This is a genomic window from Polyangiaceae bacterium, assembly GCA_015075635.1.
GTDB lineage: Bacteria > Myxococcota_A > Polyangia > Polyangiales > Polyangiaceae > JADJKB01.
On sequence record JABTUA010000002.1, the window covers coordinates 484,828 to 507,104 of the forward strand.

General features: G+C 70.2%; 19 protein-coding genes. 15 read left to right on the forward strand and 4 right to left on the reverse strand.

The genetic code is table 11. The features are described from left to right. The first annotated feature begins 4 nt into the window (after positions 1–4). The 5 genes from HS104_18440 (at position 5) to HS104_18460 (ending at position 3,810) form a co-directional block, all read left to right on the forward strand. Positions 5–1,525: an Hsp70 family protein gene (locus HS104_18440; GenBank protein MBE7481943.1), complete on the forward strand. Its 1,521-nt coding sequence runs from the start codon at positions 5–7 to the stop codon at positions 1,523–1,525. A 74-nt stretch (positions 1,526–1,599) separates the two neighbouring features. Continuing rightward, on the forward strand, positions 1,600–2,364 hold the full coding sequence (locus tag HS104_18445; GenBank protein MBE7481944.1) for a hypothetical protein: 765 nt from the start codon (positions 1,600–1,602) through the stop codon (positions 2,362–2,364). Positions 2,365–2,461: 97 nt separating this feature from the next. After that, positions 2,462–2,710, forward strand: a complete 249-nt coding sequence (locus tag HS104_18450) for a type II toxin-antitoxin system VapB family antitoxin (GenBank protein MBE7481945.1) — start codon at positions 2,462–2,464, stop codon at positions 2,708–2,710. Then, complete coding sequence (locus tag HS104_18455; GenBank protein MBE7481946.1) at positions 2,707–3,138, forward strand: PIN domain-containing protein; 432 nt, start codon at positions 2,707–2,709, stop codon at positions 3,136–3,138. Before HS104_18450 ends, HS104_18455 begins: the two co-directional genes overlap by 4 nt. Before the next feature lie 123 nt (positions 3,139–3,261). After that, positions 3,262–3,810: a cation:proton antiporter gene (locus HS104_18460; protein ID MBE7481947.1), complete on the forward strand. Its 549-nt coding sequence runs from the start codon at positions 3,262–3,264 to the stop codon at positions 3,808–3,810. Here HS104_18460 and HS104_18465 read toward each other — a convergent pair. Beyond that, on the reverse strand, positions 3,793–4,299 hold the full coding sequence (locus HS104_18465; protein MBE7481948.1) for a hypothetical protein: 507 nt from the start codon (positions 4,297–4,299) through the stop codon (positions 3,793–3,795). The genes HS104_18460 and HS104_18465 overlap by 18 nt on opposite strands. Before the next feature lie 66 nt (positions 4,300–4,365). Here HS104_18465 and HS104_18470 point away from each other — a divergent pair, with 66 nt between their 5' ends. Together HS104_18470 and HS104_18475 are read left to right on the forward strand one after the other, a co-directional pair. Then, a complete protein-coding gene (locus HS104_18470; protein ID MBE7481949.1) occupies positions 4,366–5,661 on the forward strand; it encodes a hypothetical protein in 1,296 nt (431 codons plus the stop codon). Positions 5,662–5,753: 92 nt separating this feature from the next. Then, positions 5,754–7,142 carry a hypothetical protein gene (locus tag HS104_18475; protein ID MBE7481950.1) on the forward strand — a complete coding sequence of 463 codons (1,389 nt, stop codon included), beginning with the start codon at positions 5,754–5,756 and terminating at the stop codon, positions 7,140–7,142. 7 nt (positions 7,143–7,149) lie between these two features. Here HS104_18475 and HS104_18480 read toward each other — a convergent pair whose 3' ends face one another. Next, positions 7,150–7,767 (reverse strand): hypothetical protein, encoded by a 618-nt coding sequence (locus tag HS104_18480; protein ID MBE7481951.1) that lies wholly within the window; start codon positions 7,765–7,767, stop codon positions 7,150–7,152. Between the two features lie 143 nt (positions 7,768–7,910). Here HS104_18480 and HS104_18485 point away from each other — a divergent pair, with 143 nt between their 5' ends. Further along, complete coding sequence (locus tag HS104_18485) at positions 7,911–8,708, forward strand: hypothetical protein (GenBank protein ID MBE7481952.1); 798 nt, start codon at positions 7,911–7,913, stop codon at positions 8,706–8,708. Here HS104_18485 and HS104_18490 read toward each other — a convergent pair whose 3' ends face one another. Both HS104_18490 and HS104_18495 read right to left on the reverse strand, forming a co-directional pair. Then, on the reverse strand, positions 8,709–10,142 hold the full coding sequence (locus tag HS104_18490) for a hypothetical protein (GenBank protein MBE7481953.1): 1,434 nt from the start codon (positions 10,140–10,142) through the stop codon (positions 8,709–8,711). It abuts the gene before it with no gap. A 112-nt stretch (positions 10,143–10,254) separates the two neighbouring features. Next, positions 10,255–11,880, reverse strand: a complete 1,626-nt coding sequence (locus HS104_18495; GenBank protein MBE7481954.1) for a hypothetical protein — start codon at positions 11,878–11,880, stop codon at positions 10,255–10,257. A gap of 55 nt (positions 11,881–11,935) precedes the next feature. Here HS104_18495 and HS104_18500 point away from each other — a divergent pair, with 55 nt between their 5' ends. From HS104_18500 to HS104_18530, 7 genes are all read left to right on the forward strand, one after another. Next, on the forward strand, positions 11,936–12,439 hold the full coding sequence (locus HS104_18500; GenBank protein ID MBE7481955.1) for a TerB family tellurite resistance protein: 504 nt from the start codon (positions 11,936–11,938) through the stop codon (positions 12,437–12,439). 115 nt (positions 12,440–12,554) lie between these two features. Further along, positions 12,555–15,545 (forward strand): beta-propeller domain-containing protein, encoded by a 2,991-nt coding sequence (locus HS104_18505; GenBank protein MBE7481956.1) that lies wholly within the window; start codon positions 12,555–12,557, stop codon positions 15,543–15,545. A 936-nt stretch (positions 15,546–16,481) separates the two neighbouring features. Next, positions 16,482–17,633: an HNH endonuclease gene (locus tag HS104_18510; protein ID MBE7481957.1), complete on the forward strand. Its 1,152-nt coding sequence runs from the start codon at positions 16,482–16,484 to the stop codon at positions 17,631–17,633. 151 nt (positions 17,634–17,784) lie between these two features. Further along, positions 17,785–19,035 carry an ISAs1 family transposase gene (locus HS104_18515; protein ID MBE7481958.1) on the forward strand — a complete coding sequence of 417 codons (1,251 nt, stop codon included), beginning with the start codon at positions 17,785–17,787 and terminating at the stop codon, positions 19,033–19,035. 254 nt (positions 19,036–19,289) lie between these two features. After that, entirely contained in the window at positions 19,290–19,817 is a 528-nt protein-coding gene (locus HS104_18520; protein MBE7481959.1) for a hypothetical protein, read from the forward strand. Positions 19,818–19,822: 5 nt separating this feature from the next. Then, complete coding sequence (locus tag HS104_18525; GenBank protein MBE7481960.1) at positions 19,823–20,623, forward strand: hypothetical protein; 801 nt, start codon at positions 19,823–19,825, stop codon at positions 20,621–20,623. 217 nt (positions 20,624–20,840) lie between these two features. Continuing rightward, positions 20,841–22,223 carry a sigma 54-interacting transcriptional regulator gene (locus tag HS104_18530; GenBank protein ID MBE7481961.1) on the forward strand — a complete coding sequence of 461 codons (1,383 nt, stop codon included), beginning with the start codon at positions 20,841–20,843 and terminating at the stop codon, positions 22,221–22,223. Positions 22,224–22,277: the final 54 nt, after the last annotated feature.

The following is a 22,277-nucleotide window of genomic DNA, read 5'->3' on the forward strand; positions in this document are numbered from 1 at the left end:
CAGCATGCGACTCGGCATCGATCTCGGCACCACGCGCACGCTGGTCGCCTTCCACGACCGCGGCAACTACCCCAGCGTGGCGTTCACCGGGCTGGACGGGGATCTGGTCGAGCACTGGCCGACGATCAGCGCCGAGGCCGACGGACGGCTGGTGCACGGGCTGGACGCCGAGGCCGCCGAGCGCGACGGAGCTCCCGCGCTCCATTCGTGGAAGCGCCTGCTCGCGAGCACGCGCCAGGATCAGACCATCCAGGTCGGCTCGCTCAGCGTCTCTCCGGGGGAGCTCGTGCAGAGCTTCTTGTCGGCGCTCCGGCGCGACTTGTTCACGCGCTCCAACGTCGCCAGCCTGCTCCGCGAGCCGCTGGAGGCCGTGATCAGCGTGCCCGCCAACGCGCACTCGACCCAGCGCTTCGTGACGCTGGACGCCTTCCGGCGCGCGGGCTTCGTCGTGCGGGCGGTGATCAACGAGCCGTCCGCGGCCGGCATCGAATACGCCCACCGCCACCAGAACACGCTCTCGTCGCGCCGCGAGCACGTGATCGTCTACGACCTGGGCGGCGGCACCTTCGACGCCGCGCTGGTGCACATCGCCGAGGGCCACCACGACGTCGCGCTGACCGCCGGTATCGCCGAGCTCGGCGGCGACGACTTCGATCGCGTGCTGCTCGCCCTGGCCCTGGAGCGCGCGGGCAAGCCGCCCGCCGCCTCGGCGCACCAGCACGGCGAGCTCCTGCGCGAGTGCCGCGCGGTCAAGGAGTCGATCCACGCCAACACCAAGAAGGTCGTGCTCGAGCTCGAGGCGCTGGGGGACGACGCGCCGGAGGCGCCGGTGGTGATCCAGCTCGCGGACTTCTACGAGCGCGCGCGCCCGCTGGTCGAGGCCACGCTCGACGCGCTCGAGCCCATCGTGGGAGCCCTCCGCCAGGAGGAGAGCGGCGGCGACATCGCGGGCATCTACATGGTGGGTGGAGCCAGCGGGCTGCCGGTCGTGCACCGCGTGGTGCGCGAGCGCTTCGGGCGCCGCGTGTTTCGCTCGCCGCACCCCGCCGCCGCCACCGCCATCGGCTGCGCCATCCTGGCTGCCAGCGACGAGAGCCAGAGCCCGCTCGGGCTGAGCGAGCGGTTGTCGCGGCACTTCGGCGTGTTCCGCGAGGCGGAGCGCGGTCAGCTCTCGGTGTTCGACCCCGTGTTCGCCAAGGGCACGCCCATGCCCACGAGCGGAGGCGAGCCCTTGAGCGCGGTGCGCCGCTATCGCGCCGCGCACAACATCGGCCACTTCCGCTTCGTCGAGTCGGGGCACATCGACGAGCACGGCGACCCGACCGGCGACATCACCCCCCACGCCGACGTGTTCTTCCCCTTCGCCGGCGGGCTCGCCACCGAGGCCCTGCCGGCGACACCGGTGTGCCGGCTCTCCGACGGAGGACCGCTGATCGAGGAGCGCTACGAGGTGGACGCGGCCGGGGTCATCGCCGTGACCATCACGAACCTCGACGCGGGCCAGGGCGCGCGCTTCGTGCTCTGAGGGCTCGGCACGGATCTTTCAAGACGGCCCAGCGGAGCCCGGTTTCCGGGAATTTCCGGCACAAGGTGAGCCACATGTCGACAGCCCGATCATGCTTCTGCGCGTTCTTCGCCCTGGCCCTGGCCGCCTGCGGAGGCTCCGTCTCGGAGGAGCCGGGGACCGGCGGCGCCAGCGGCGCCGGAGGGTCGTCGGGTTCCGGCGGCTTCTCGGGCTCAGGCGGCTTCTCGGGCTCGGGCGGTGGCACCACCTTCTGCACCTACGAGGGCGAGCAGCACTGGCCCGGCTCGACCTGGACGGCCTCGGACGGGTGCAACACCTGCCAGTGCAGCGAGTCCGGCGGCTCCGTCTCGTGCACCAAGCTCGCGTGCCCCAGCACCTGCGTCTACAACGGACAGACTTACGAGGAGGGCGAGTCTTTCCCGGCGGGGGACGGCTGCAACAGCTGCAGCTGTGGCGCCGGCGGCATGGTGATGTGCACGACGGCCTACTGCGCGCCCGTCTGCGTCTACGCCGGTAAGGAGTACCAGGTCGGGGAGTCGTTTCCGGCGCTCGACGGCTGCAACAAGTGCTCGTGCACCACGCAGGGTGTGTCGTGTACCGAGCTGGCTTGCGCCTGCGACGCGACGAAGGAATGGTGGCGCAACTACGTCGGCAAGAGCCAGCAGGAGTGCATGACCATCAAGTACGCCTGCCCGCCCAACACCACGCCGTTCTCGAACGCGTGCGGCTGCGGCTGCGAGCAAGACGCGATCTGCCCCCAGAGCATCGACTGCATGCCGCCCGCACCAGACTGCGACAAGTGGAAGGCGAAGTGCCCGTATTCGGGCGTGGCGTACTGATCCGCGTCCGAGCGGCTGAGCGATTTGCTCCGGCTGCCCGGGCTGTGGCTCGCTTGACCCAGTACCCATACAGCCATATCTTCTTACCCATACCGCCATGAAGACGACCGTCGAGATCTCCGACGCGCTGCTCGACGACGCGAAGCGGCTGGCGGCCCGGGAGGGCACCACGTTGCGCCAGCTGATCGAGGACGGCCTGCGGCGAGTGCTCGGAGAGCGAAGGGCGAAGCGCGGGCGTTTCAGGCTTCGGGATGCCAGCTTCGGCGGCAAGGGCCTCACTCCGGAGTTCCGTGAAGCCGGGTGGGAGAAGATCCGCGACGAGCTCTACGACGGGCACGGCGCGTGATCGCCGTCGACACGAACATCCTCGTGTATGCCCATCGGTCGGATTCGCCTTGGCACGATCAGGCGAAGGAATGCCTGCGTGGCTTGGCCGAAGGGAAGCAGCAGTGGGCGCTGCCTTGGCCATGCGTGCACGAGTTCTTCGGGGTGGTCACACACCCACGCATCTATGACCCGCCGACTCCGATCGCAGCGGCCGTCGAGCAAGTCGAAGCGTGGCTCGAGTCACCGACCTGCGTGCTCCTCGCGGAGCCAGGCGAATACTGGGGCACGCTCCGTGAGCTGCTCGTCAGCGCCAAGATCGCAGGACCCCGAGTGCACGACGCGCGCATCGCGGCGCTCTGCTTGGCACATGACGTCGCAGAGCTCTGGTCACGGGACCGGGACTTCAGTCGCTTCCCGCGATTGACGACGCGCAGCCCGTTCGCTTGACGCTGACTTGCCGACTCGCTGCGCCGGAGGAGCCGCCCAGCGTCGCCCCTGCTTGATAAGCGCTCACTTAGCACCTACCCTCGGCTGGTGGCGGCCTGGCTCGTCGACCCGCTCGCGCGCTTCATCGCGCAGGCAGCGCTGATCGTCGTGGTATCGCGGGCGCTGGGCGTCTTCACACGCTGGCTGGGGCAGCCGATGGTGATCGCCGAGATCTCGGCGGGCATCTTGCTCGGCCCCTCCTTGGTCGGTTGGCTCTGGCCGGGATTCACCAGCGCCGTCTTCCCCACGCAGTCGCTGCCGCTCCTTGGGCTGGCGAGCCAGGTGGGGCTGCTCCTGTTCATGTTCCTGATCGGGATCGAGCTGGATCCCAAGCTCCTGCGGGGTCGTGCCAACGCCTCCATGCTCGGCGGCGGGCTCGCGGTGCCACACCTGGTCGTGGAGGGCGCGCGTCCTAGCGCGGTGGTCGTGACGTTGCGGCGTCCCGTGCCGTGCGACACGCCCGACGCCGAGCCCGTCCGGCTGCTCGTCGCGCACGTGCACCCGGGCGGGCGGGGTCACACCCGGCTCATCGCGCGGCTGGCGCGGCTGGCGCGGCTGGACACCACCCGCGCCCTCGCGGGCGAACGGGATGCCCGGCGTCTGGTCCGGGAGCTCCTAGCTCGGCTCGGGTGAGAGCAGCCGCGCCACCTCGTGCGGGCGCTCTGGGGAGAGGAGCAGAGGACGCGCGCCGCGGCGCTCGATCCACAGGAGCTCGTCGACGCGGGACACGTAACACGACACCCAACCCGCCTTCTTGCTCCAGAGCAGACCGAAGGTACCCCAGAGGCCGCCGACGCCCACGCGCACGGCGAAACCGAGCAGCGGACGCAGATCGCGTGCGCTCACCACCCGCGCGCTCGTGATCTCGCGCCGCGCGACGTGCCAGCGCCGGGCCGGCCAGACGATCTCGAGACCGTCCGGGCCCACGACGAACGCGCTCGGTCGCATGGTGAGCCAGGTCCCGGCGCAGATCAGCGCGAGGAAAACGACGCCGAGCCAGAGCGGCGCGCCCCCGAGGGACAGGATCACGAACAGCGGCAGGAGCCCGAGCACCACCAGCGTGATCACCCAGAACACCGCGGACATCGGCGCGAGCCGAAAGCGACGCTGCGCGGGCGGCATGCGGACCAAGCTAGAGCGTCTCGGGCCACCTTGACAGCGCCGCAGGCTGGAACGCACCCTCTTCGAATGGATCGGCGAGCCGTTGCCGGCCTCGCCCTCGCCCTGGGGGTCGCTGGGCCCCTCGCCTGCAGCTCGGGCGACGACGGGGCACCGAAGGGCGCGGGAGGGTCTGCCGGTGACGCAGCGGTCGGCGTCGACGCGGGGCCGTGCTGGGCCGGCGCCGCCCTGTGCAAGGGCAGCTGCACCGACCTCGGCTCGGATCCGAAACACTGCGGCGCCTGCGGCAAGGTCTGCGCCACCGGACAGGTCTGCTCGCAGGGCAAGTGTGCGGCGGGCTGCGGTCCCGGGACGACCGACTGCGCTGCCGCGTGCGTGGATCTGAAGAGCGATCCGCAGCACTGCGGCTCGTGCGACCAGGTCTGCACCGCTGCCGAGCTCTGCGCGGCGGGCCAGTGCGCCGCGTCTTGCCCGAGCGGACAGAGCAGCTGCGCCGGCGGCTGCGTGGACGTCCAGACCAACGCCAAGCACTGCGGCCACTGCGGCGCGAGCTGCGTGCTCGGCGCCTGCATCGGCGGCAAGTGCCACTGCGAGAACGCGGTGAAAGACGCGACCGAGACCGACATCGACTGCGGCGGCGGCTGCTTGGGCTGCTCGGCGGGCAAGGGCTGTCAGGTCCCGAGCGACTGCAAGTCGGGGCTCACCTGCGTGGCAGGCCTGTGCGGCGTCGAAGATCCCGATCTGATCGGCAACTGGCGCTTCGAGGGCAACGGCAACGACTCGAGTGGCAAGGGGCATCACGGCGCGCTCAACGGGGCGAGCTTGGTCCCGGGCAAGCTCGGCCAGGGCCTGGAGATCGGCGCGGGGAAGTGCCTGAGCGTGCCCGACACGGTGCTGCTCGACATGGTCGGCCAGAGCGCGCTCTCGGTGAGCGCCTGGGTGACGACCAAAGGCGACTGCTCCCCCGCCGATCGCGGCATCATCCTGAACAAGGAGAACGCCTACGAATTCGGCATCCAGTGCTCCGGCAATCTGTTGCAGGAAGCCATCGCGGTGAGCGGTACGCCCTGGGAGTGGTACGGAACCGGCAGCGTCGGCCCCGGCGCCTGGCACCACATCGCAGTGACCTACGACGGCGCCACGGTGCGCCACTACGTGGACGGCGCCGAGGTCTTCACCCGCGCGTTGTCGGGCAGCTTGGAGGATCAGCCGACCGGGCTCGGCATCGGCTGCCGCAGCGTCGCCGCCGACGGCAGCATCGCCGGCGCCGGCTCCTGGTTCGTGGGGGTGATCGACGAGGTCGCGCTCTACCGCCGCACGCTCGCGGCGGCGGAGATCTCCGCGTACGTGAAGAGCACGCAGTGAGCCCCGAAGGAACGCATTCGTTGATCAAATCAGGATGATGCATTCGAATCATTCTGTTGGTGCGAACGGCGCCAGGGTGGCATCCAGAAGGCATGCAGCGCTTCGCCTTCACCTTCCTCGCGTCCTTCGCCATCTCCGCCTGCGGCGGCGTGTCCATCGAGAGCCCGCCGGAGCCCGCACCCGTGCCCGGACCCCCGGCGCCCTCGCCGCTGCCCCAGGCCAAGAGCCTGGTCTGCCCCGGCGCGCCCATCGATCACGCCGACGACGTGCTGTTCTGGCACCAAGCCGAGGCGGGCGTGATGTTCGTGCGGCACGACGGGTCGTCCCTGCTCGCGCACGCGCACTCTCCCGAGACGCCCGGGTTCAACGCCGAGGTCGCCGCCGGCGGCGACCGCATCGCGCTGGCAGCGTACACGGCGGTCAGCGCGCCAAACTCCATCGAGCTCTTCGATCGGCGCGGCTCGAAGCTCGCCGAGCGCGCCTTCATGGGTGGCATCGTCACGGGGCTCTTCGTGGCGGACGACGGGCGCGTCGTCTTCTCGGTCCAAGCGGGCACCAGCAACGAGGGCTTCATCTGGGACGGCGGCGAGCCGAAGAGCCTGGGCAGCTGGATCCCCATCGGACCGGTCCGGGACGGCTGGGTGCCCGCGCGCAAGAGCTGGGAGACGAACACCACCACCGCCTTCGTGCACGAGAGCGGCTCCACAAAGGTCTTTCACTCCGGCAGCGACCAGGTGTGGCGCGCCGGCTCGCGCCTGGCACGCGTGGACGGGCCGACGCGAGAGCTGTGGCTCGGCTCCCCGAGCGGCACCGCGCACGTGCCGCTGGGCGCGTTCGGCGCCGAGGACGCGGAGCCGCCGCACGTGGCGCAGGCTCGCGACGAGGGTTTCGTGCTGATCCGTCGGAGCGAGTGGCTGAAGGCCGACGTGCTGGTGGTGAACGTGGACGACCAGAGCGTGCGCTTCGTTCCGCCGGCGGAGCCGGGGATCGACGACGAGCTGTCGTTCTACTGCAACGCGGGCTGGCCGGGATACCTGGCGTCGGATGGCTCAGTGCTCACCTCGCGCATCGAAGGCGGACAGCTTCGGGTCTGGAAGCGCGCGGCGGACGGCGAGCACCCGCTCGGCCTGCCCCTCGCCTCCATCGCCGTGCTCGGCCTGGTCGAGCGCGCGGGCACCACGGCCATTCTCGGCTCCGACGGCAGCGACACCTACTGCGGCACCCCCGGCGAGATCTGGCAGAGCCCCGCGCCCAAGGGAGCGATCGTCGGCGACAGCCTCCAGTTCGTGAGGAACCCCGCGGAGCCTCGGCTCGGCGAGTTCTCCAGCTCGTTCAACGAGCCGTCGATCGACGAGAGCGGACACTGCGTGCTCGCCTCGAGCTACGACTCCGGCGCCTGGACCGCGCGCTTGCAGGACATCGACTCCGGCGCCGTGTTCTCGCTGCCGAGCGGCACGGGGATCGCCAATTTCATCAGGTAGGCTGCGCTCAGAACGCGCCGCTCATGAGGGGCGCTTGGAACCCCCAGCCGCGGCGTAGCGGCTGGGTAGTCGCCTCGGCGCGATAGCGCTCCAGGGCCCGAATGTAGCGCTGAGCCCGGCTCTCGGCGAAGTAGTCGAGGGTCAGGACGAGGACGGCGTGCGCGCCGGCCGTGACGCCGATGCCGGCGAGCGTGGGCTTTTCGTACACGAAGCCGTACGTGGCCAGCCCCGCGCCAGCGGCGAGGATGCCGAGCTCCGTGTAGCGATACAGCACGAAGCGGTCCGCGATGGCGTTCATGCGTTCGCGCTCGTCGCGCTGGAACTTCACGGGATCCCGTCTCAGGTCGGCCTTCAGCTCGTCGTGCAGGGGAGCGAGACCGAGCACGTAAGTGGAGGCGAAGATCATCTCGACCGCGCCGAACGCGAGGGCGGTGTAACCGGCGCCGCGAGAGAAGGCCGTGTCTCGCGTCAGGAGGTAGGCGCCCGTCCCGGCCGATACCGTGCCGAGCCCCAAGAACACGAACGCTTCGTTCCGCTCGCCGGTGAACCAGTCGTCCATGGCGCTCTCCGCCGCGCTCGACTGCGCTCGGGCGTTGCGCCCCAGGCCGAGCAGCAGGGCGAACATCCCCAACGAAACGACCTTCCGAACGCGCCGCTTCCCCATCCGCGGGCTAGAGTCGCACGGCCGCGGGGGGCCGGGCTCCGGATTTCTTTCGAGCAAGGCGCGGCCCGATGCCGTATCCTGCGTAGCGGGCTGGAGGTCGAGACATGCGCAGGTCGTTTGCGTTGGCGAGTGTGCTTCTGGCGTGCGGGCTCACGGCGTCGTCTTGCGGCGGCGATTCCGAGAGCGACGGCACGTCCACGGGTGGCAAGGGCGGTACCGGCAAGGGCGGCTCCGGCGGTTCGGGCGGCACCAGCGCCACCGGCGGCAGCGGCAACACGGGCGGCGGGACCGCCGGCGCTGGCGGCGCGGCTGGAGGTGGCGGAAGCACCAGCGACGGCGGCACGCAGTGCGGCAGCATGACCTGCGCCTCGGACCAGGCTTGTTGTCCCGGCCTCGAGTACTGCTATCCGGCGACCTGCAACAACTGTTGCCCCAGCGTGATCGACGGCGGCAGCGGCGGCACCGGTGGCGGCGGCATCGGCGGGGGCAGCAGCGACGGCGGGCCGCAGCAGTGTGGCTTCCAGACCTGCGGTCCGAGCCAGAGCTGCTGCAGCCTGGGCAGCATCCAGTACTGCTACCAGACGTCTTGCACTTTCTGTTGTCAGGGCGGGTTCGACGGCGGCTTCGGCGGCTTCGGTGGCGGCACCGACTCCGGCTTCGGCGGCTTCGGCAACTTCGGCGGCTTCGGCGGCGGCACCGACTCCGGCTTCGGCGGCTTCGGTAACTTCGGCGGCTTCGGCGGCGGGACCGACGCCAGCTTCGGCGGCTTCGGTAACTTCGGCGGTGGACCGCCCGGCGACGGCGGCACCGCCTGCGGCGCCATGGCCTGCAGCAACGGCTTCACCTGCTGCAAGAACCAGTACTGCTACCCGTCGGCGTGTTTGGCCTGCTGCCCGCCCTGATCACTTCGGCAGCCGGAGCACGCTGCCGCTGCCGCCGTCGGTCCAGTACACGAAGCCGGCGTCCAGGCGGATCTGCCCGATGCCGCTCACGCTGCGGAGCTTGAGCGGCTTTCCGCCCGCGACGGGCACGCGGTAGAGCAGCGTGCCCTCCGAGTAGTAGACGTGCGCGCCGTCCGTCGCGACGTTGTAGACCCCGCCGATCACGCTCGCGAGCTGCGTCGGCGCACCACCCGACTTGGCCACCTTCCAGAGCCCGTTGTCGTCGCCGTAGTAGAGCGAGCTTGCGTCGGCGTCCACGTCGTTCGGGAACGACGCGCTGGCGAGCACCGACGGGGCGCCGCCTGCGAGCGGCATGCGCATCACGTTGCCGTCCGACCAGCTGCCCCAGTAGGCGTTGCCGGCGTCGATCACCAGCGTGAGGCTGCTGGGGGTCGAGGCAGTGCCCAAGACCTGTGTGGTGCCGCCGGCGACGGGCGTGGCCCGAAGCGCGTCCGCGCCCAGCCAGTAGAGCGTGGCTCCGCTGACCGCGAGACCGGCCGTCGTGCCGGAGCTCGGCACGTCCGCGAGCTTGGTCTTGGCGCCGCCCGACTGCGGGATCTTCCAGACCGATTCGTCCCAGTCGCTCGCCCAGTAGACCTGAGTCGCGTCCACCGCGATGCCCCAGGGCGAAGAGGTGTCGCTCGCCAGGATCTTCGGGCTGCCGCCGGTCTTCGGCGCCGTGCCGATCTGATCCAAGTAGGTGTCGGTCCAGAACACCGCGCTCTCGCCGAGGGCCAGGCCCGTCGGGCTGGCGTTCGGGTCGCTGTACACGACGCTGGGCTCGCACTCGCCGCTCACGCAGGCTTGCCCGCCGCAGTCGTGGCCGCAGGCGCCGCAGTTCTTCGCATCGCTGCCGACGGCGGTCTCGCATCCGGGAGCGGCATCGCAGTCGTCGAAGCCCTCGGCGCACTCGCTCTTGCATGCCCCGGCACTGCAACTGCCCTTGGTGTTCGGACCGTCGCCGCTGCACTTCACGCCGCAGGCGCCGCAGCTGTCGGCGCTTGTCAGCGCGGCCTCGCAGCCGTTCTTCGCGTCGCCGTCGCAGTCGCCCCAGGCAGGCAGGCAGGCGATGACGCAGGCGCCGGCTTCGCACTGCGCCGACGAGTGCGAGAGCTTGCAGACGTTGCCGCAGGCGCCGCAGTTGAAGGCGTCGGCGCTGGTGCTGGTCTCGCAGCCGTTCGCCGCGTCCCCGTCGCAGTCGGCCCAGCCGGCGTTGCAAGCGCCGGGCGTCGCGCCGGAGCCGCCGCTCGCCGGCGGCCCACCCGCGGCCCCGCCGCTCGCGGGAGCCCCTCCGCTCGCGTCAGTGCCGAGATCACTGCCGGGCTCCGCACACGCAACGACCAGACTGGCGGCACCAGTCACCAAGAAGAACGACGTCCACTTCGCTCGCGACATGCCGGACCCTCAGCAAGCACTGGGCCAAGCGGAAACCTGCGCGCTTTCGCGATCCGCGAGGGTGGCGCGAGCCGTCGCCCGCGCGATTGCGCAGATCTGCGCGCCGGGGAGCTCAGAAGCCGACGACGTAGCCGAGGGACGGCTCGATGACCTGGCCAGAGGTCGGCATGGTCTGCATCACGCCGAGCTCGACCTTGACGCCGCTGTCCGGCGTCACCGCGAACACCGCGCCGCCGTGTACGCCGACGAAGCCCTTGCCGAGCTTCTTGTACACGTCGAGCTCGAGCGGAGCCGCGGCGACCTGCCGCTTCTTGCAGGAGTCGTAGTAGGCGGCGTCCTGAGCGAAGCTGGCGCCGGGTTGGCTCGGCGCGCCGCCCGGGACCCCCGCGCAGTCGCCCACCGTCACCGGCAGCTTGGCGTCCACCTGGGCGGCTCCGCCGCCGACGCCGACGTAAGGGCGGATGGTCCCGGTGCCGCCACCGATCCAATACGAGAGGCGTCCCTCGGCGTGGAACGGCAGGAACTTCACGTCCCGGTCCTTGCCCGAGGGCGGGCCGCCGCCGAAGGCGTAGCCGGCGCGCACCCCGACGCTGAAGCCCGAGCCGACCATCTGGTCGAACGACACCAGCACGCGGGCGGTCGCCGGCGCCAGGCCCGTGGAGATGTCGTTGGCGTAGCGGGGCTGCGGCTCGAAGCGGTACTGGTCCTCGGTGTCCTTGTAGAAGCAGGCGTAGCCGTTGTTCAGCTGGCTGTCCCGCGAGCACACGGCGGTGCCGCCAGCCAGGGCCAGATCGTAGGCGAAGTGCAGGCCGATCCAGCTGTTCTTGCCGGGGCGCGCCGGCGCCTTCTTGCTCCGGCAGCTGCCCTCCACGCACGACAGGCCCATGTCGCAGTCGTCGGTGGATTCACAGCTCGGCGCCTCCTCCTCCTCCGACTCGGCCGAGGCGCGCGGGCAGCGTCGCGGCGGGTCTTTGCCGGGGAAGGCCGGCGGCTCCTCGTCGCTGTCGCGTACGAGGCTCACCTTGTTGGGGTCGGCCTTCTTGCCATAGCTGCCGGCCGGATCGCCGTTCTCGTCCCAGGCGCGCACGTAGAAGCGGAGCGTGCCCTTCTTCTGCACCGCCTCGCAGGGGATGGTGGTCTGGAAGGCGTCGCCGCGCTTCTTCATCTTCAGGCTCTTCCAGCCGCCGCTGCCGGCCTTGTACCGGAGCTCCAGCCGCTTCGCGCCAGCGGCGCTGCACGACACCGGGATCGGGTGCCGCAGCTGCACCTCGCTGACCTTCGGCAGACACGCGAGCGGTCCGCCGCTGGTCTCGCCCTCGTCGCCGCCGACCGGGACGTCCGCGCCGCTGCTGCCCTTGGCGCGGCGCGCCGCAGCGAAGGTCTTCTTGGTCTCCGGCGTGGCGATGGCGTCGTCGAGCGCGATCTTCGGATCTGCGCCCAGCGCGTTCAGGAACGCCTCGTTCGCCCCCTTCTGGTTGTTCTTGCCGCTGCCGCGCACGACGCCCACGTACATCCACGCCTTGGCTATGGTGGACGCGCTGCACTGCCCGCCGCAGGCGCGGATGGCGTCGAGCAGGAGCGCCTCGGCGTTGTCGAACTTGGTGACGACGTAGTGCTCGTTGATGGCTCGATCGATCTTCTTCTTCGCGGCGGCGTCCCCGGGCGCCGCCGACGCCACGGCCGAGACGGCCGCGCAGAGCGCGACGACGAGCAGGGAGAGTGACGCTCGGCGGTGCATGGCAGAAGGCACGATCGTCGTACCACGAAGCACCGCGTCGAGGTACATTCCCCGGGTGTTCGGTAAGTGGCTCGCCAAAGCTCGCGCCGAGACGGCCGAGAGTCCGCTGGCCAAGGCCATCCGCGCGCACATGCCCGGAGCGGACGAAGAGAGCGTGCGGGTGGTCACCGCCATCGCCGGGCTCCTCGCGGCGGTGGCCTACGCGGACCGCGACTACTCGGACGTCGAGGAGCGCCGCGTGCGCGAGGAGCTGCATCGCGTGCACGGCATGACCGAGATGGGCGTGGACGCCATCGCGGACGCGCTCCGGCGCGACATCGTCGGCCTCACCACCGTGGAGCTGCCCCGCTCCGCGCGCACCATGGTCGAGCTGGCCGACGAGGAGCTCCGGCTGGAGGTGCTGGAGGTCCTGGTGGACGTGGCCGCCGCGGACGGTGACATCTCCCACGCCGAGACCACGCTGCTCCGGCAGCTCACGACCTCCCTCGGCCTGACCCAGGACGACTACAACCGCGCGCAGGCCAAGCACCGCGACAAGCTGAGCGTCCTCCGGGGCTGAATCGCGCAACGCGTGCGGCGAACGAGCCGCGCACGCGAGCTTCGCGCCGGAGCTGGCACACGCTGGCACGGAGTCGCTGGCACGGAGCTTGCTGACCTGCACCCGGAGGCTCGTCATGCAGACCCGCTGGCTTCTTCTTCTGGGCGCGCTGATCGCTGGGGTGTTCTTCGGTTGCGGCGACGGCGAAGAGGTGGACGCCGCGGGCTACTTCGACTCCGACGTGCCGGGCTTCGGCACGCCGGGCAGCGGCGCGGGCGGGTTGAACGGTGCGGGCGGTGCGGCTGGCGCGTCCGCCACGGGCGGCAGCGGTGGCGGCGGCGGCGCCGGTGGCGCCGGTGGCGCCGAGAAAGCCATCGAAGAGGCCGACATCATCCAGCTCCAGGGCAACCGGCTGTACGCCCTGTCCAAGTACGGCGGCCTCAGCGTCGTCGACGTGTCGGTCAAGGACCAGCTGAAGCTGCTCGGCCGCCACGAGCTCAGCGGCGAGCCCTTCGAGATGTACGTCAAGGAAGGCATCGCCTTCGCCATGTATTCCTCGTGGGGCCACTACGTCGGCTCCGGCGCGAGCACCCAGTGGGTGCAGTCGAGCGCCGTGGTGGCGCTGGACGTGAAGGACCCGAAGAAGATCGTCAAGCTCGGCGAGTTCCTGCTGCCGGGCGAGATCAGCGATTCGCGCATCGTGGGCGACGTGCTCTACGTGGTCGCATACGAGAACGGCTCGTGCTGGAACTGTGCTTCGAACGAGCGCACCAACGTCGTCTCGCTGAACGTGAAGGTCCCGAGCAAGGTCGCCAAGGTGGACGAGCTCGCCTTCGGTGGTCCCTCCGGATACTACGGCTGGGGCAAGCGCAGCGTGATGGTCACCCAGGACCGCATGTTCATCGGCGGGCGTGATCCTTCCGGCGCCCAGGGCTCGACCATCCAGATCGTGGACATCACGGATCCGACCGGGAAGCTGGTGAAAGGCGCCAGCGTGCCCGCCGCCGGCAGCATCGAGAGCCGCTGGCAGATGGATGAGAAGGACGGCGTCTTGCGGCTGATCAGCCAGCCCGGCTGGTGGGCCACCGGCGATCCGCCCATCGTGCAGACCTTCGAGGTCGTCTCGTCGCAGGAGATCAAGCCGCTCGCCAGCCTGCCGATGGTGCTGCCGGAGCCGGAGCGCCTGCGCAGCGTGCGCTTCGACGGCACGCGCGGCTATGCCATCACGTTCCGGCAGACCGATCCGCTCTTCGTCATCGATCTGAGCGTGCCGAGCGCGCCCAAGCAGGTCGGCGAGCTCGAGATCCCCGGCTGGGTCTACCACATGGAACCCCGCGGGGACCGGCTCCTGGCGCTGGGCTTCGATCAGGGCAACCAGGAAGGCTCGCTCAACGTCTCGCTGTTCGACGTCGCGGACATGACGGCGCCCAAGTTGATGGACCGCGTGAGCTTCGGCGGGGACTGGGGTGACTTCGCCGAGGACCAGGACCGCATCCACAAGGCCTTCACCATCCTCGACACGCTGGGCCTGATCTTCGTGCCGTACAGCGGCTGGACGTACTCGAAGAACGACTACTACGGCTGCGGGACCTGGCAGAGCGGCATCCAGATCGTGAACTTCACCAAGGACGACCTGGTGAAGCGCGGAGCCGCGCCCTCGCGCGGCACGGCACGGCGCGCCTTCTTGCACGACACGCGACTGTTCGCGGTCTCGGACGTCGCCGTCGAGACCTTCGACATCTCGAACCAGGACGCACCGGCGGCGAAGGCCAACCTGGCCCTGGCCACGGTGGTCTCGAAGGTGATCGCGGTCGGCGACAAGGTCGCCCGGGTCGGCTCCGACTGGTACACCTCGCGCACGGTGCTGGACGTCGTCCCGCTGGGGGCCATCGACGAGCCGGGCGGAAGCGCCGTCGATCTGGAGGCGGCGCTGGGCTCCGCGGAGGAGTCGAAGTGTTGGTACGGCTACTGGGGCCCGGGCAAGATCGAGCTCTACGCGAACGGCAGCCACGTCTACGTGGTCGCGGGCTACGACGAGCGCCGCATCGCGGTGTTCGACGTGTCGAGCGGGGTGCCGGTCCTACAGAGCAAGCTGGTCATCCCCGCCCTCGACTCGAGCTCACCCTACGGCCCGTACTATGGCTACTACGGCTCGGGCATCATCCCGGACGCCGGCGAGGCCACGGTCCAGCTCGGTAGCGCGCTGGTCAGCCTGCGCTTCGCGTCGGAGTGGCTGCCGTCGAGCAAGACCCCGAAGGTCTCGATCGCGCTCGACGTGGTCGATCTCTCGAATCCCAAGAGCCCGAAGCGCACCAGCGTGCCGGTGCCGAGCGTGCTCGGCGCGACCAGCCTGGTCGCCGCGGGCGGCGACGCGCTGTTCAGTCACTGGGCGCCTTCGCCGACCGACCCCAACAAGGTGCGCTTCTACGTCGATCGCGTGGATCTGGCGAACCCCAGCGCCCCGAAGCTCTCGAGCACGAACGTGCCCGGCTCGTTGCTCGCGACCGACAGCTCGGGCAAGCGCGCGCTGACGGTCACCTACGCCAAGGTGGTCGAGCAGCTGCCGCCCAGCGCCTGCTACGACAAGTGGAGCAACCTCGCGGAGTACGAGTACGACCCGGAGAGTTGGGAGAGCGGGACCTGCACCGGCTACAAGCGAGCGCTGTCGCTGGTGCAGCTGGGCGGAGCCACGGCCAGCGTGCTGGACGGTCTGGCGCTGCCGGGCGACCTCGAGCTCCACCGCTTCGCGCTCGGCACCGACCGCGTCTTCGTGGGCGCGCAGCCGTTCTGCTCCGGCTGCTATGGGTCCGAGCCCTCCCAGGTCCTGGTGCTGAGCGGCTTCGGCGCGGGCAAGATCCAGCTCGCGGGCGTGACGCTGCCGGAAGACGAGCCGTACTCCTTCCTGGACACGCTCATCGCCGACGGCACGCGCGCGGTCGCCATCAGCGGCTACCCGCGCAGGGTTCGGGTCGTGGACGCGAAGAACGCCGCGGCGCCGAGCTTCGCCACGGTCGCGACCCTCGAAGAGCAGTACTACTACTACGGCTACGAGGCCCAGGTGATCGGCGACACGCTGGTCCTGCCCCAGGGGCCGTACGGCGTGGAGCTGGTGGACCTCACGCCCTGAGGCCGATCCAGTCCCGCTCGGTAGTTCTTCATCCGCGGGCCGCGGACTCCGTTGGATGAAACCGGACCGCGCCGGGTAGGCTTTGGCGGTCGGTCGGCACCGAGGTCGGCGAGACTATGGTGCGTTCGAGCCCGTTCGGTAGTTGGACCCGGAGCCCCGCGAGCACCCCGTATTGTCGCCAAAGGGTCGCAAGACCCCGGAGCACGCCTAGTAGTCGGGCCGGACAGAGGTTGAGAAGCGACGCGTTCTCGAAGAGTTGAGGACGGTCACGGGTACGGCGCGCGAGCAGGCGCAAATTCGCACTCGAGGTCAGGACGGGCCGGCGCTGGAGGTCGGGGCGTGGCTCTCGGGTGGCGCCGGGCGTTGGTGAAGCGCTGGCGGCGTCGGCGCAGTGGTCGAGCGCACGACGCAGAGCTCGATGACCGCGAGTGCGGCACTGCGTGCAGCTGCCTGGAGGGAGCGCCATCGGACTCGAGCTCGACGCGCAGCTTCCGGACCCACGGCGCTGCCGCTGACAAAGACCACCAAGGGCATCCCGTGCACGCCCGTTTGTTTGCGGGCGTGCGAGCAGCGTTTCAGCGTACGGTGACCTGAAGGAAAGAGCATCGAGACGTCGATTTCTCTTGACGCATTCTCGAGCGACGCGCGTTCGCGTTCGACGACCACGCGGGTGAGGGCCTCTCGCTCGCGCGTGGTGACGCGCTCGTGCGCGTTCGTGCGCGCGACGACGCGCGACGCGTTCAGATGCCCGAAACGCGCTCAGCGTGTCAGCAGCGAGCTCGAAAAATCGCGTGATATGCCAGAAAGCATGAACGCTCTCTCTTCGGTCTCCGACCACGAGCTCCGCGAGCGACTTTCGGCCGCCGTGAGCTCGGAGCGGTCGGCGTGCGCCAACGTCATCTTCCACCTGGCAGAGCTCGACCGCCGCAGGCTGTGTTGTTCCCGTTCCACGCCACACCACCGACAGCGATTCCGCGACTGCGGCAGACCGGAAGCGAGTTCCTCCGGCTCGGCCGGACTGTCTATTTCGATGCGTGTTCCTCCCTCTTCGCCTACTGCACCGAGCGCCTCGGCTATTCCGAGGACAGCGCGACCAAGCGTGTGCGTGTGGCCCGCCTGGCCCAGCAGTTCCCCCAGGTGCTCGATGACCTCGCCAGCGGCGAGCTCCACCTGACGGGGCTGTTCCTGCTCTCCGGCCACCTGACGGACGACAACGCCGAGCAGCTCCTCGCCGAGGCGCGAGGGAAGTCCAAGCGACAGCTCGAGGAGCTGCTCGCCCGCTGGTTCCCGCGGCCGGCCGTGCCGCCGACCATCACCCCGGTCACGCCCGAGCCGGTACAAGGGCAGTTGTCCACATGGTCCGGGGCAGGTACCCCGGCCCCGCCGGCCCAGGCGCCTCGCCCTCGCGTCGAGCCGCTCTCGCCGGAGAGCGTTCGCGTGGAATTCAGCGCCCACGCTGCGTTCCGCGACAAGCTCGAGCAGGCCCGGGCGCTGCTCAGCCACACGGTGCCCAGCGGCGACCTCGCGACGATCCTCGAGCGCGCGCTGGACCTGCTCATCGAGCGGGAGACGAAGCGCCGCGCCGGCGCGGGCAAGCCCCGCAAGCGCCGCGAGACGAAGCCGGGCTCGCGGCACGTTCCGGTGGAAGTCCAGCGAGCGGTCAGGGAGCGGGACGGCGACCAGTGCACCTTCACCGACGCCGAAGGGCGGCGGTGTTCGGCGACGCGCTTCTTGACCATCGAGCACATCGACCCGTTCGCGAAGGGCGGGCCCACGACGGTGGACAACTGCTGCTTGCTTTGCAGACCTCACAACGCCCACCGAGCGCGCCAGGTCTTCGGTGAGGACCACATCCAGAACGAGATCTCGGAGGCGCGAGCGAGGCGAAGACAGAGCACGCCACCGGCGCCACCAGCGCCGACGCCCGCGCCCGAGGGCGGCGTGTCCGAAAAGGTGCTCGGAGCGCTGGTTCGGATGGGGTTCAAGCGAGCGGACGCGCGGCGAGCCGTCGAGCAAGCGCGCCTCTGCGAGGTGGAGCCGCTGCTCGAGCCGATGCTTCGCGCGACGCTCGCCATTCTCACACCGTGAGACGGTTCGGGCACACCCCACGTCGAATGGGGTGTGCACGGATTGCCCTTGGTGGTCATTGTCAGCGGCAGCGCCGTGGGCACGCATGCGGACGAAGGAAAGGAGCTCATCTGTGCCTCGAACAGGTCGCACTCAACGCAGAGTCATCGGCATGCTCGTCAAACGCTTCGGCGACGCGCGCCTCGACGAGGTCCGCGACCCGCGCAACCCACGCGGGCGTCGCTGGGATCTCGGCAGTTTGCTCGCCAGCGCGCTGCTCGGGATGGTGGCCGGGAGCAGGAGCCTGCGCGAGGTCGAGCAGCTGACCGCGGAGCTCACGCCCGCGGTGCGCGCGAAGCTCGGAATCGCACGTCGTGTTCCGGACACTACGTTGCGCGACGCGCTCGCGGCGCTCGAGCCCGACGACGTCCGCCCGGCCCTGCACGCTGCGACTCGCGCCGCCCAGCGCCGCAAGGCGCTCGAGCCCAACGGCTCACCCTTCGGCGTCGTCTCGCTCGACGGCAAGGCGACCCGTGTGCCTGCCGCCGACGACTTCTTCGCCCAGCGTCAGACGGCGCCGGCCGAGGCGCGCCTGCTCGGCCTGGTCAGGACCGTCACGGCCACGCTGACCAGCTCCACCGAGCGACCCGTCATCGATGTCGTCCCGATCCCGGCCAGCACCAACGAGATGGGCATGTTTCAGCGCTGTCTCTGCGCCTTGATGCGGACCTACGCGCGCAGCGACCTGTTTCGCCTCGTCACCTACGACGCCGGCGCGTGCTCCAGAGAGAACGCTCGGGCGGTGCGCGACCTCGGCCTTCACTACCTGTTCGCCGTCAAGAGCACCCAACCCTCCCTCCACACCGAGGCCGTGCGCTGGCTGTGTGGCCTGGAGCCTGACCAGGCCGCCGCCTCCAGCACGGATCTCCACCACGGTCGCTCCGTCGTGCGGCGCATCTACCTCGGTGAAGCCCTTGCCGCGCCGGAAGGTTGGGAGCATCTCAGGACCGTGCTCCGCGTCGAGGTCGAGACGCTCGATTCCAAGGGCGTCCGGGTCGCGAGCGACAACCGCTACTTCGTTTCCAGCTTGCCGCGCTCTCGACTCAGCGAGGTCCAATGGCTGCTCGTCGTGCGCCGCCACTGGGGCGTCGAGACTGCCCATCAGCTTCTCGATGGCGCCTTCGCCGAGGACCATCATCCGTGGATCGAACAGAACCCGCGAGCCACGGTCGTCGTGATGGTGCTGCGGCGCATCGCATACACGCTGCTCGCGCTCTGGCGCGGGGTGACTTTGCGCAGCGACGAACAGCGTAGGCGGCCCTGGCGCGACCTGATGCGCGACATCTGGCTCTGCACAGTCAAGGCCACCGCAGAGACCCCTCGAAACTCGAGTGACCGCCGGCTCCCGCCGGCGCCCGCGTGACCCGTGCCGAGGCCTTCGCGCCGACCTGCTCTTTGACAGACTCCGCGTCGATCATTGCCCTCGGGCTCCTGCCCCCGTAGCGGCTCGATTGCGCTTGCTCCTGTGCGGCCCAGGCTCCTCTCTACCGCCCCGTCCCGGGTCACCACTTCCCAGCCGGTGGTGGCGACCCAGTTCGACTCGCGGAGAACCGATCGAGACTGGAGGCCGATCCGCGCCCGTTTCCTCCGCCGGCCAGTCGGCGTATTAATTGGGCGATGTCGCTCGACCCGACTGGCCAAGACAGCCTGCGCATGGCGCGCTACCTCTCCGGCATCAGCCTGTTCACCCGCGGCATCGGCATCCTGGGCGTGATTGGCTCGCTGATCGGCCTGGTGGCAGCGCTCAATCAACGCAGCTCGGACGATCGCCTCGGCTTCTCGCTGATCTCGCTGGGCGTGCTGCTGATCGCGGTGGTGGTCTGGTCCACCGGAACCTTCCACGGCGCGATGGCGCGCGTCGTACCGCTCGTGGTGCGCATCGACGAGCGGCTCGAAGAGGCAGAGGTGCAACGCCGCCTGCTCGCGGTCCGAGCTTTGGCGCCCGTCCCGGCGGAGACCCCGGCCGGCGCGCCCGCGGTCGCGCCGGCGCCCGCGGCCGAGGTGCCCGCGGAGCCGATTCGCCTGAAGCCACCGCCGGCGCCCAAGCCCGAGCCGGTGAAGATCCCTTGCCCGAGCTGCGGCGGCCTCATCCACCCGGAGGCGACGCGCTGCGTCCACTGCATGAAGCGCGTGGCGCACGCTTGACGGCGATGTTCACGCGCCTGGCCCTCGCTGTCTTCGCGCTCTCGTACCCGCTGTCGGCGCACGCCGATCGGCAGACTCAGTGCATCGAGGACTTCGAGCGCGCGCAGCGCACGCGCAAATCCGGCAAGCTGCTCCAGGCTCGCGGCGAGTTTCGGGCCTGCGCCGACCCGAGCTGCCCGTCCATGCTGCGGAAGGACTGTACGGACGCGCTGGCCGAGCTCGGTACGGCCATCCCCAGCGTGCGCGTGAAGCTCGAAGACGAGAAGGGCAACGAGCTCGGGGGCTTCAGCCTCGAGATCGACGGCGTGCGCGTCGAGGTGGCCGCCGAGCCCATCGAGCTCGATCCGGGGCGCCACCTGCTGGTCTTCTCGAGCGACGGCAAGCGCGTCGAGAAGACGGTGACCCTGCGGAGCGGGGACGTGGCGGTGCCGGTGATCGCCGCGTTCTCGGCGCCGGAGCAGGCACCGGACGCGCCCGCGGCCCCGAGCACGAGCGGCCCGCCGGCGCTGGCCTACGTGCTGGGTGGCGTCGCGCTGGTCGGCGCCGCCGGCTTCGTGGGCTTCGGGCTCGCAGGGCGCAGCACCGAGCGCTGCAAGGGCAGCTGCAGTGAGGACGAGATCGACACCCTGCACCGGCAGTACCTGCTGGCGGACGTGAGCTTGGGCGTGGCGCTGATCAGCGGCGGCATCGCGGGCTGGTTGTTCTTCGGCGACAAGGGCGAGCCGGAGAGCGCCCGGAGGCGGCCGTGGGTGGGCGTGGCGCCGAGCCGCTCGGGCGCCGTCGTCGGCGGGGGGTTGATGTTCTAGACGCGACCTGGGCAATCTTGCCATGAACGGATCACGATCATCATGAGTGGCGGAAACTCACGGAGACTGCCGGCGAGACCGGCGGATGCCTCCTCGTCCCCTGGGATGAGTCGCGGCTCTCTCGCAGGTCGCCCTCCGGAGGAGCCTCGGAGGAACGCTTCGACGGCATGCCTCTCGCGGCGTGATAGCTCGCAGGTCGAGCCTGGCTAGAATCACGATGGCCTTTCAAACCGACGACGGAGTCTCCAAGACCGACGTGTGGGTGAGCGCCGCCGAGGGCGGCGTGCGCGTGGTTGCGCTGTGGGACGCCCACGTCGTGACGAAGAAGCTCTCCGCGGGCGGCGTCTACACCGTCGGGCGCGCCCCGGAGTGCGAGGTGCGCGTCGATCACCCGAGCGTGTCGCGCCGGCACGCGCGCCTGCACGTCGGCGACGTCATCCGGATCGAGGATCTCGGCAGCGCCAACGGCACCATCGTCGGGCGCACCCGGCTCGCGCCGAGCTCGACCGTGGACTGGACACCCGGCGACCTCTTGGTGATCGGCGCGACGACGCTGTTCTTGCAGTCCACCGAGCAGTCTCGAGACGAGCTCGTGCCGAGCGTTTCGCGCGCTCCCGCTTCGCCCTGGCCGGAGTCCGGCGCCATGGGGCGCATCGCGCGCGTGCTCGCCCTGGTCGCCCCGGGCGACATCACCGTGCTGCTCCTGGGCGAGACGGGCGTGGGCAAGGAGCTCGCCGCCGAGACGGTGCATCGCCTGTCTCGGCGCGCAGAGCAGCCGTTCGTGCGCCTGAACTGCGCTGCGTTGCCGGAGAACCTCCTGGAGAGCGAGCTCTTCGGCTACGAGCGCGGCGCCTTCACCGGCGCGGACAAGCAGAAGCCCGGGCTGCTCGAGGGCGCGGACAAGGGCACCGTGTTCCTGGACGAGATCGGTGAGCTGCCGCTGCCGACCCAGGCCAAGCTCCTGCGCGTGCTCGAGAGCCGCGAGGTCACCCGCCTGGGCTCGGTCACCCCCAAGAAGATCGACGTGCGCTTCGTGGCCGCGACCAACCGCGATCTCGGCGATCACGTCGCCCGCGGCGGGTTTCGCAAGGACCTCTTGTTCCGGCTGAGCGGCATGCCGGTGCACATCCCGGCGCTCAGGGAGCGACGCGAGGAGATCCTACCGCTGGCCAGGCGCTTCGCGGCGGAGTCCGCGGCGCACCTGGGCCGGGCCGGCAAGGAGCTCACTCCCCGTGCGATCGCCGCGCTCGAGGGCCACTCCTGGCCCGGCAACGTGCGCGAGCTGCGCAACGTGATGGAGCGCGCGCTGCTGCTCTCGGAACAGGGTCCCATCGACGCCGAGCACCTCGCGCTGGAGCTCGGGACGACCCCGGTGGAGAGCGGCGCGCCGGCCTCGATCACCCAGCCTTCGGTCGTACACCCGTCGGGCGAGCTCGACCTGAAGAAGGCCATGGCCGAGTTCGAGAAAGCGCAGATCGAGCGCGCCCTCTCCGCCTCCGGCGGCAATCAGACCCGCGCCGCCGAGCTGCTCGGTATCTCGCGGCGGGCGCTGGTCACGAAGCTCGGCGAGTACGGGCTCACGCACAAGAAGCCGCGCTGAAGGTCTGTCGAGAATTGGCCGGTCGAACGCCGGCGAAGCCGGCCCACCCCTCCG